General features: G+C 70.5%; 7 protein-coding genes. 3 read left to right on the top strand and 4 right to left on the bottom strand.

The genetic code is table 11. From position 1 onward, the window contains the following. The 4 genes from EJK15_RS64710 to EJK15_RS64695 form a co-directional block, all read right to left on the bottom strand. Window positions 1–1,290 (bottom strand): IS200/IS605 family element transposase accessory protein TnpB (locus tag EJK15_RS64710; protein WP_138720164.1); only part of this gene is annotated, 1,290 nt, incomplete at its 3' end. Between the two features lie 647 nt (window positions 1,291–1,937). Further along, a complete protein-coding gene (locus EJK15_RS64705) occupies window positions 1,938–2,978 on the bottom strand; it encodes a LacI family DNA-binding transcriptional regulator (protein WP_138720163.1) in 1,041 nt (346 codons plus the stop codon). A 198-nt stretch (window positions 2,979–3,176) separates the two neighbouring features. Next, on the bottom strand, window positions 3,177–3,848 hold the full coding sequence (locus tag EJK15_RS64700; protein WP_138720162.1) for a response regulator: 672 nt from the start codon (window positions 3,846–3,848) through the stop codon (window positions 3,177–3,179). After that, window positions 3,845–5,299 carry a sensor histidine kinase gene (locus EJK15_RS64695; protein WP_240778033.1) on the bottom strand — a complete coding sequence of 485 codons (1,455 nt, stop codon included), beginning with the start codon at window positions 5,297–5,299 and terminating at the stop codon, window positions 3,845–3,847. The genes EJK15_RS64700 and EJK15_RS64695 overlap by 4 nt, the downstream gene beginning before the upstream one ends. A gap of 276 nt (window positions 5,300–5,575) precedes the next feature. Here EJK15_RS64695 and EJK15_RS64690 point away from each other — a divergent pair, with 276 nt between their 5' ends. From EJK15_RS64690 to EJK15_RS64680, 3 genes are read left to right on the top strand one after another with little or no spacing between them, the layout of a single operon-like run. Beyond that, window positions 5,576–6,466: an ABC transporter ATP-binding protein gene (locus EJK15_RS64690; RefSeq protein ID WP_138720161.1), complete on the top strand. Its 891-nt coding sequence runs from the start codon at window positions 5,576–5,578 to the stop codon at window positions 6,464–6,466. Continuing rightward, window positions 6,463–7,530, top strand: a complete 1,068-nt coding sequence (locus tag EJK15_RS64685) for an ABC transporter permease (RefSeq protein ID WP_138720160.1) — start codon at window positions 6,463–6,465, stop codon at window positions 7,528–7,530. The genes EJK15_RS64690 and EJK15_RS64685 overlap by 4 nt, the downstream gene beginning before the upstream one ends. Then, on the top strand, window positions 7,527–8,945 hold the full coding sequence (locus EJK15_RS64680) for a S41 family peptidase (protein WP_138720159.1): 1,419 nt from the start codon (window positions 7,527–7,529) through the stop codon (window positions 8,943–8,945). The genes EJK15_RS64685 and EJK15_RS64680 overlap by 4 nt, the downstream gene beginning before the upstream one ends. The last annotated feature ends 141 nt before the right edge of the window (window positions 8,946–9,086 follow it).

The following is a 9,086-nucleotide window of genomic DNA, read 5'->3' as shown; positions in this document are numbered from 1 at the left end:
ACCCCACCTGCTGGTGTACGCCGGATCCACCGCGACGATCGCGATCCCGGCCGCGCCGGCCATCGAGACCAGCCGGGCACGCAGCTTGGCGGTGGGCATGCCGGAGATCAGCTGCCGGAACCGCCTGCGTCGGCCGTGCTTCTCCCGGGTCTTCTCCGCGGCGAAGTCCAGGTCTTCGATCGCGATCGCGGCCACCCCGCGCACCTTCGCCCAGGCCAGCAGTTGTGTCAGGGCGTGGCGCACTTGGGCGTCGCGGTGCTCGGCGGTGCCCGACAGGTCGTAGCCGAAGCGGCGCGGCCGGCCGATCGGGTTGCCGTGCACGTCCAGCTGCCAGGCGGCCAGATGGTCGGCGTTGGTGTCCATCCCGATCACCCCTCGGGCCAGGGCCGCCGGCAACGGAATGGTGGGAGTGGGGAGCTGCCAGGACGCCGTCAGGTACCAGCGGCCCCGATCCACATCCAGGTGGATGCGATAGGCCACCGCCCGGTTCGTCTGCACCCGGTCGGCCCACTCGCCGCGCCGGTGGGCGAACCGGACGCGGGCCGACAGCACGTACCGGCCGTGCGGGGCGTTGGCCAAATCGGCCAGCGGGGCGGGCAGCTTGAGCCAGACCTCCCCGTCGGGGGTGACGCGGATCGTCTCGTTGCCGTACCTCTTGCCGGACTCCCCGTCGGCCTGCAGGAACCAGCGCGCGGCCTCCCACCGCGCCCGCCATCCGGCCTCGTCGAGTCGCGCGGCCTCGAGGTGGTGCCGGTTGCCGGCCAGCCGTTTGCCGCCCCGCACGATGTGCACCCGCCCGGCCTGCCAGTCCGCCCGCACGGCGGCCAGCCGATCGGTCAGCACGTGCAGGCGGCGAGACTTGGCGAACCACTCCTTGCGCGAGCGATACCCCGCCGGAGCGTCCTTGGTGGCCTTCTGGCCCACCGGCACGGCAAGGCGGCGCGTGATCGTCGCGATCGCGGCCTCGAGGTTCTGGATGTGGGCCAGCTGGCAGCGGCGGGCCAGCGCCCACTGGTCATGCGACGCCTTGGTGATCGCCCCGGCCCACCGCGCCGACGACAACCCGGTCAGCTCGCGTTTACGCTCCGCCCACCGATCGCCGTCGTGCGCCAGCCCGTCCCGGCAGCGCACCGCAAGATCCTTCGAGGCCAGCGAGCCGAGATGCGAAGCCATGAGCCGGAGCACCGTCTCGTCCTGGGCGGTCAGCCCTTTGAGACGATCGCGGACCGCCACCCCGGAGGGAGCGGCCGCGATGAACGGCGCCTCGATCGGCCGCAGCTGCTCAGCCATGCGCCGTGGCCTCCAGCGTCGTGCGGGCACAGCCCTTGGCCGAGCGGCAGGCAGGCGAAGAGATCGCTGGATGGCGATCGCGAGCACACCGGTACGCCTGCATGACCCCCCACGTCATTACCGAAGGTGACGAATAGACTACCGAAATTTGCCACCGTTGGGCAGAACATTTGAGCGATACGCAAGCCCTTATGGCCCATGCGGCCGTGGCGTCACGCTTGCCCGCGCACCCTGCGGTCTCTACCAACCGTGAGGTTCACGGCGCACACTCCGGCATCAGCTCCTGTCATTTCGTGCACACTTACGCACACTCAAAGAACAACTGTTGCCGACCCTTTCCCGGCCACGTGATCACGACTCCAAACGGGCCCGTGCGGTTGCCGGGCGAATCCGGCGTGGCGGCCCGGCTGGTCCCGGTCACGGTCGACGGTCTGATCCTGGCTGCCCCGAGGCGGACCGGATCTCGGTAGGCGCTGCCCTGATGAGGTTCGCTCGTGGCCACTACGCGAGCTGGTCGTAGGCGAGCTTGACGACCAGCGCGATGACGACGCACAGCAAGACGCCGAGCAGATCATCCCGCCCGCCCGCACGCGAAGATCCGGCCAAGCCGAGCGGATCGGGGCCATCACGTCACCGGCGAAGTCGGATCATCCGCCAGAACCACCGGGCGCGGCTGTGGAGCCGCGGACGACCAGGCTCGGGGTGACGGTGAAGCGCACCGCCGACGTGCGACCTTCGACGCGTTCCAGCAGGAGCTTGCCCGCGGCTCGGCCCATGACGCCGCCGTCCTGATCGACGCTCGTCAGGGTGATGTTGGGCAGAGCGGCCAGGTGGGTGTTGTCGTAGCCGGCGACCGAGACGTCCGCCGGGACCGAAAGGCCGGCCTCGTGGACCGCGGCGAGCGCACCGAGCGCCGCCTGGTCGGCTCCCGCGAAGATCGCCGTCGGGCGAGGGGAACGGCTCAGCAACTCACGGGCCCCCTCATAGCCGCCCTTCTCGTGGTAGAAGCTGGTCGCGATGGCGATCTCGTCGGCGAACCCATGCTCACGCATGACACGTTCGTAAGTGGCGGACCGGATGTTGTGCAGCAGGTCGGCCGGCCGCGCCTGGCTGTCGTCCTGGTGTGTGATGTGCGCGATCCGGCGGTGCCCCAGCGCGAGGAGATGCTTCACGACGAGCTCGGCCCCCGCTTCGTCGTCGTCGTAAACCGAGTCGTAATACGACGACCGCTCGTGCCGCGCGAGCACCACGGTGGGCTTCTCCTTCGCCACTTCCTCCAGCCGCGCCTTGGAGGCGAGCGGGGCGACCATGATGATGCCGTCCACCTGGCGGTCCATGAGGGCGTCGACCGCTCTCCTCTCGACTTTGCGGGTGGCGCCTCCCTGAATCATGAACGCCTGGTAGTCGGTGTTGTCGAGCTGCTCGGTGAGGCCGTCGAGAATATCGGCGAAGAACGGGTTTCTGATGTGCGGCAGCATCAGGCCGATCGTGAAAGTGCGCCCCCGCATCCCCCGGGCGACGGCCTGGGGCCGATAGCCGAGTTCCTGGATGGCCGTCTTGACCTTGTCCTTCATGGCCGGGCTGACACCATAGGCGTTGCGTATCACCTTGGACACCGCTGTGACGGAGACCTGAGCGTGGCTCGCCACATCGGCGATCGTCACTCGTCGTCGACCAGGCGCGACCATGAAACTCCATTTCCCCAGACGTGGTCCGATTGTACGAGCTCAGAGGGTTGCTCCAGTTGGGTGTCGTTTGGTGTACGACAACCCCGAGCTCGGCGACCGGCACGCAGGAGTTCCGGGCCGTCACATGGGTTCTGGGGACGCGGATCGCTCCGGAACGTCTCCCGGTGCGTCGGGAGTTGTCGTCCACGGGGATTCAGGTCAGCCGGTGCCGCCGGGAGAGATCAGGCCGGTCTCGTAGGCGACCACCACGGCTTGGACACGGTCGCGCAGGCCCAGTTTGGACAGGATGCGCGCGACGTGGGTCTTCACCGTGGCCACGCTGAGGGTCAGCTGGTCGGCGAGTTCGCCGTTGCTCAGGCCGGTGGCGAGCAGGCGCAGCACGTCCAGTTCCCGGGGCGTCAGCTCGGACAGATCACGGTGGAGGGTGGGCCGCACGTTGTCGCGGCGGGCGAAACGCTCGACCAGGCGGCGGGTGATGGTGGGCGCGAGCAGGGCGTCGCCGGAGCGCACCAGACGTACCGCGGCCACCAGGTGCTCGGGTGAGACGTCCTTGAGCAGGAACCCGCTCGCCCCCGCGGCGAGCGCGGCGTACACGTAGTGGTCGAGGTCGTAGGTGGTCAGGATCAGCACGCGGGTGTCCTCGGCACCACCCGCGAGGATCCGCCGGGTGGCTTCGAGGCCGTCCATCTGCGGCATCCGGATGTCCATGAGCACGACGTCGGGCCTGGTACGGCGGACCGCGGCGACGGCTTCGTCCCCGTTGGCGGCCTCGGCCGCCACGTCGATGCCGTCGGCGGCGAGGATCATGCGGAACCCCGTGCGGACCAGTGCCTGGTCGTCGGCGATGACGGCGCGCAACCGCTCGGTCATGTCGTCCTCCACGGGACACGGGCCCTGATCCGGAATCCGCCCCCGGCCATGCGTCCGGCGTCCAGGGTCCCGTCGTAGACCGCGAGCCGCTCGCGCAACCCGATCAGCCCCCTGCCGCCGGTCTGGCGCCCGGCGCTCCGTGCCCCGCCGGTGTCGCTCACCTCGATCTCCAGCCAGTCGCCGTCATGACCGATCGTCACGGACGCGGCGGCCCCGGCCGCGTGCTTGATCGTGTTGGTGAGGGCCTCCTGCACGACGCGGTAGACGGCGAGGTCGATCCCGGGAGGCAGCGGCCCGGGCGGCGACACCTCGACCCTCACCGGCACGCCGGCGGCGCGGACCCGTTCCACCAGGGCGTCGAGCTGGTCGAGCCCGGGTTGCGGTTCGAGCCCGTCGGAAGGCCCGTCGAGACGCTCGCCGCCCGGGCCGGCGAGCAGGCCCATGACGTTGCGCAGTTCGGCCATGGCGGCCCGGCCGCCGGACTCGATCGCGAGCAGAGCCTGCTTCGACTGTTCCGGCTCCATGTCCATCACTTTGCGGGCCGCGCCGGCCTGGATCACCATCACACTGACATTGTGGGTCACCACATCGTGGAGCTCGGCGGCGATCCGGGAGCGCTCCTCCGCGACAGCCCTGCGCATGGCGTTTGCCTGCGCCTGCTGCAGCTCGGCGAGCCGGTGCCGGCTGGCTCCCAGCTGTCGCCGCCAGAAACGGACGAAGTTCCCGAGGACTCCGACGCTCAGCAGGACGACGAACGGCCCCATCCAATTCGGCAGCCCAGGCGCGACCTCCCGGAAGGCGCCACCGGCGAGCCCGGCCGCGAGCACGAGGCCACCCATTGCCAGGAACCGGTTACGGCTGTAGGCGGCGGCACCGTACGCGGCGACAGCGCAGGTCAGTACGGTGATCCAGGTCGCACCCGCGTAGGTGGCCAGCGCCGCGGCCAGCACCACCCAGAAGGTGATGAGCGGGTATCGGCGCCGCGCCGCCAGCGGTAACGCCGTCAGCGCCACAAGGAACGGGGGCGGATCGTAGGGCAGAGACTGGGCAGGCGCGTTGCCGGACGGGTTGCCAGAGGGTGGGGATGGGCCGTCGGACAGGACGTCAGGAGGTGGCGGGTAGCCGGTCAGGGAATCAGGAACCGGCCGGGGATCAGGAACCGGAGGTCGGGGCGGGGCGGCAGGTGGGAGCCGCAAGTACTCGATCACTTCGGGCTGATTCGCGATAGGGCCGCTCACCGGATAACTCGCCGATACGGCCACCGCGATGACCGTCAGGACGAGCGCGACCACCACGTCGGCGGCGAGTGCTCTGCGAGACAGCCTTGGGGGTCCGTCGCCACTCAGCCCCGGCGTGTCCCGGACGCCGCGCCGGTCCGGGTAGTCCTCATCCAGCCGACTGTCCAGGTCCAGCACATGCCGCCACCACGGCGGTCGTTCACCGGTCTCCACCGGCACATTGTCACGCCTTCCCGTCCCTCCCGCATCGGCCGTGGTGACGAGGCTCACGGTCGTCGGGAGTACATCGCAAGGATGACCTGGCGGCCCCTCGTTCTTTGGAGGTACGCGATCTCGGTATGACGGCCGACGCGCCCCGGCAAGGGCAGTGCCTAGTTTCATTCCAGCCATCACGCCGCTCTGGAGCCGCGGTTGCGGCCTGGGCCTCGACGAAAGCATCGAGGCGCTGTTCATGACCACCTTTCGGACCACCTCTCAGGAGGACATAGCGTGACCTCTGTCCTAGAAGCTCAGGGTTTAGGCGGGAAGTACGGCAAGCGCTGGGCGCTGCGCGAGTGCACCATCGACATCCCGGCGGGCCACGTCGTGGGGTTGGTGGGCCCCAACGGAGCCGGCAAGACCACGCTGCTGAAGCTGGCCAGCGGCCAGCTGGAGCCGACGGCGGGCGGCATCACCGTGCTCGGCGGCCGGCCCGGGGACACGCCCGCGCAGCTGGCCAAGGTCGGGTTCGTCGCTCAGGACACCCCCGTCTACGCGGGACTGAGCGTCGCCGAGCACCTGCGGCTGGGAGCCCGGCTCAACCCTCGCTGGGACGTCACCATGGCGCGGGAGCGTATCGCGCGGCTCGGTCTCGTCCCCGCCCAGCGGGCGGGCAAGCTGTCCGGCGGGCAGCGCGCCCAGCTGGCCCTCACCCTGGGCCTGGCCAAGCGGCCCGAGCTGCTGATCTTGGACGAGCCGGTCGCCTCGCTCGACCCGCTGGCCCGCCGCGAGTTCCTGCAGGGGCTGACGGAGGCCACCGTCGCGCACAAGCTGAGCGTGGTGCTCTCCTCTCACCTGGTCTCCGACCTGGAACGGGTCTGCGACTACGTGATCGTGCTCGCCGACTCCCGCGTTCAGATGGCCGGGGAGGTCGACCGGTTACTGGCCACCCATCACCGGCTCACCGGCCCGCGCCGCGATCCCGACCGGGTTCCCGCCGGCCAGCACGTCATCTCCGCCAGCCACACCGAGCGACAGAGCACGTACGTGATCCGTACCGACGCCCCGATCCACGACCCCGCCTGGACGGTCACCCAGCTCAGCCTGGAGGACCTCGTCCTGGCCTACATGGAAAAGCACACCGCCGAGGACCGGCGAGCCGTCCTGGAGGTGCAGCGATGATCTGGCTGACCTGGCGCCAGTTCCGCGGCTCGGCCACGATGGTGGCCGCCGCACTCGTGGTTCTCGCCGCCGCCCTGGCCCTGACCGGCCCGAATCTGGCCTCCGACTACGCTGCCGGGATCGCCGACTGCACCCCGGACAACACCTGCCTCGACTTCTTCGACCGGTTCTTCGGCGAGTACGACATCCCCTTCCTGGCCCTCACCCTCGTCGTGCTGATCCTGCCGGCGCTGGTCGGGCTCTTCTGGGGAGCGCCGTTGATCACTCGGGAGCTGGAGGCGGGCACGCATCTGCTGGTGTGGAACCAGAGCATCACCCGCGGCCGCTGGCTGGCGGTCAAGCTCGGGCTCACCGGCCTGGCGGCCGTGGCCGCCGCCTGCGTGTGCGGCCTCGCGGTGACCTGGTGGTCCGACCCACTGGACAAGTCGGCCGTTCCGGAAATGGCGCAGATGGCTCCCGTGGTGTTCGGCGCGCGCGGCATCGCCCCGATGGGGTATGCGGCCTTCGCCTTCGTCCTGGGCGTGACCGTGGGCATGCTGGTGCGCCGCACGCTGCCCGCCATGGCCCTCACGCTGGCCGTCTTCGCCGCGGTCCAGCTCACCATGCCGCTGCTCGTCCGCCCCCACCTGATGCCCCCGGTCACCGGGACCTTCGAGCTCGGCCGGGAGAACATGGACGGCCTCGGCGCGCCGAGAGGCGGATCCCTGCAAATCTTCCTGAGGACGTCGGCCGTTCCCGGCCACGCGGGCGCCTGGGTCCTGTCCAGCAAGCTGATCGATCCGTCCGGACGTACGATCTCCAGCGGAGATGGAAGCTCGGGACCGTCGTCGACGATCGTGCGGGCCGTCCCGGTCTCCACGACGTCGGGACCCTGCTCAACGCAGGGACTACCTGCGGGCGGGTGCACGGCCGAGATCAACCGGCTCGGCTACCGGCAGCAGGCGACCTACCAGCCCCTTGAGCGCTTCTGGCCCTTCCAGTGGATCGAGACCGGGATCTACACCCTGCTCACCCTCGGCCTCGCGTGGTCGTCCTTCTGGTGGCTCCGGAGACGCCTGTCATGACCGTCGTCGGAACCGCGGCCGCCGGGCTCGCGCTCCTGCTGGCGGCGGCCTGCACCGCGCCGACGCCGCCGCGCGCCCAGGCAGGCACACCAGCCGGTACGGTCTGCGCGCCACCCGCGGGAGTCCCCGAGGCGGAGACGGCCACCACGATCGACGTCATCGAGCATGCGTACTTCTGCATCCTCGGCAACTACTACAGCGGCGCCACCCTGGACGCCCGCTCGCTGCTGACCGCCGGATTCGTCGCCCTGACCCAGGAGCTCAACCGCAACGGACGCGACGTGCCCGAGGCGACCATGCCCGCGCTGACCGGCGACCGCAAAGCCGACTGGGCGGCCTTCGAGACCACCTACAGGAAGATCACCGATCAGGTCCCCGACCTGCGCGACAAGCTGGCCGCCATCACCCTCGAGGCACTCGTGGCCGCCCTCGGCGACAACCACGCCGACTGGACGCACCTGGACAAGCGGGCGCCCGACTACTACGACGGCGACGGCTACGGCCTGGGCCTCGAGGCGAGCGTCAACGGCCCGCAGGTGGACACCAACCCCGGCGCCGCCGTCGCCCCGCTGTTCGTCGCCGCCGTGCTCGGCGGCGCGGCGCGGGCCGCCGAGCTGCGCCCCGGCGACATCATCGAATCGATCAACGGCTCGGCGCCCTTCATCGACCGCCGGGCCACCCCCGCCATCGCCGCCCTCTACCCCAAGTACCCGGAGGCGCGGCCGGTGCGGCTGCGGCTGCTGCGGCAGAGCACCGGCCGTCGCTGGAGCGTGACGCTCAAGCCCGGCCTCTTCCAGAGGGATCTGGCCGGCCTGCAGGTGGTGCGGTCGAAGCTGCTGGACGACGACATCGCCTACGTACGGATGACCGGATTCGCCCCCGACTCCGCGAACCGGGTCCTGCGGGCGATCACCAGGCTGCGCACCGGCCGGACGCTGTCCGGCGTCGCGCTGGACCTGCGCGGCAACGGCGGCGGCAGCCCCACGGAGGCGACCCGGCTGCTGAGCGCGTTCGCCCACGGCAAGAACACCGCCTACCAGTGCACCGTCGACGGCACATGCCAGGCCACGCCGACCGACGACACCGTCGAGCTACTTCACCTGCCGCTGGTGGTGCTCACCGACCGCAGCTGCGCCTCGGCCTGCGAACACTTCAGCTCCGCGGTCAAGGACCTGCGCATCGGCCCGCTGGTCGGCACCAGAACCGCCGGCGTGATCTCCGGCCCGACGCAGCCGTACCTGCTGAGCAACAACACCCTTCTGAGCTTCCCCACCAGGCACCACCTCGGCCCCGACCGCGAGGTGATCGACCGGATCGGCGTGCCGCCCGACCACTACGTGCCCCTGACCCCCGAAGACGCGGCCGCCGGACGCGACCCCGCCCTGGCCAAGGCCCTGACCTTGCTGCACACGTGAAGGGACCTCGCCATGAGAAGACTCCTGATCCTCGCCGCGGGACTGGCCGTCCTGGCCGCGTCCGCCTGCTCCGCGCCCGCGCCGCCCAGGTCCGACGCCCCGCAGGCCAAACCGTCCGGCCCCGCCACCCTGCCCGTCCCC

This window comes from Nonomuraea basaltis (assembly GCF_005893125.1).
GTDB classification, from domain to species: domain Bacteria; phylum Actinomycetota; class Actinomycetes; order Streptosporangiales; family Streptosporangiaceae; genus Nonomuraea; species Nonomuraea basaltis.
This window is presented reverse-complemented; position numbering and strand designations above follow the sequence as displayed.

Coding starts and splice junctions, on each gene's coding strand:
- EJK15_RS64705 (WP_138720163.1), bottom strand. CDS start 2,978: ATGGTCGCGCCTGGTCGACGACGAGTGACGATCGCCGATGTGGCGAGC.
- EJK15_RS64685 (WP_138720160.1), top strand. CDS start 6,463: ATGATCTGGCTGACCTGGCGCCAGTTCCGCGGCTCGGCCACGATGGTG.
- EJK15_RS64680 (WP_138720159.1), top strand. CDS start 7,527: ATGACCGTCGTCGGAACCGCGGCCGCCGGGCTCGCGCTCCTGCTGGCG.
- EJK15_RS64700 (WP_138720162.1), bottom strand. CDS start 3,848: ATGACCGAGCGGTTGCGCGCCGTCATCGCCGACGACCAGGCACTGGTC.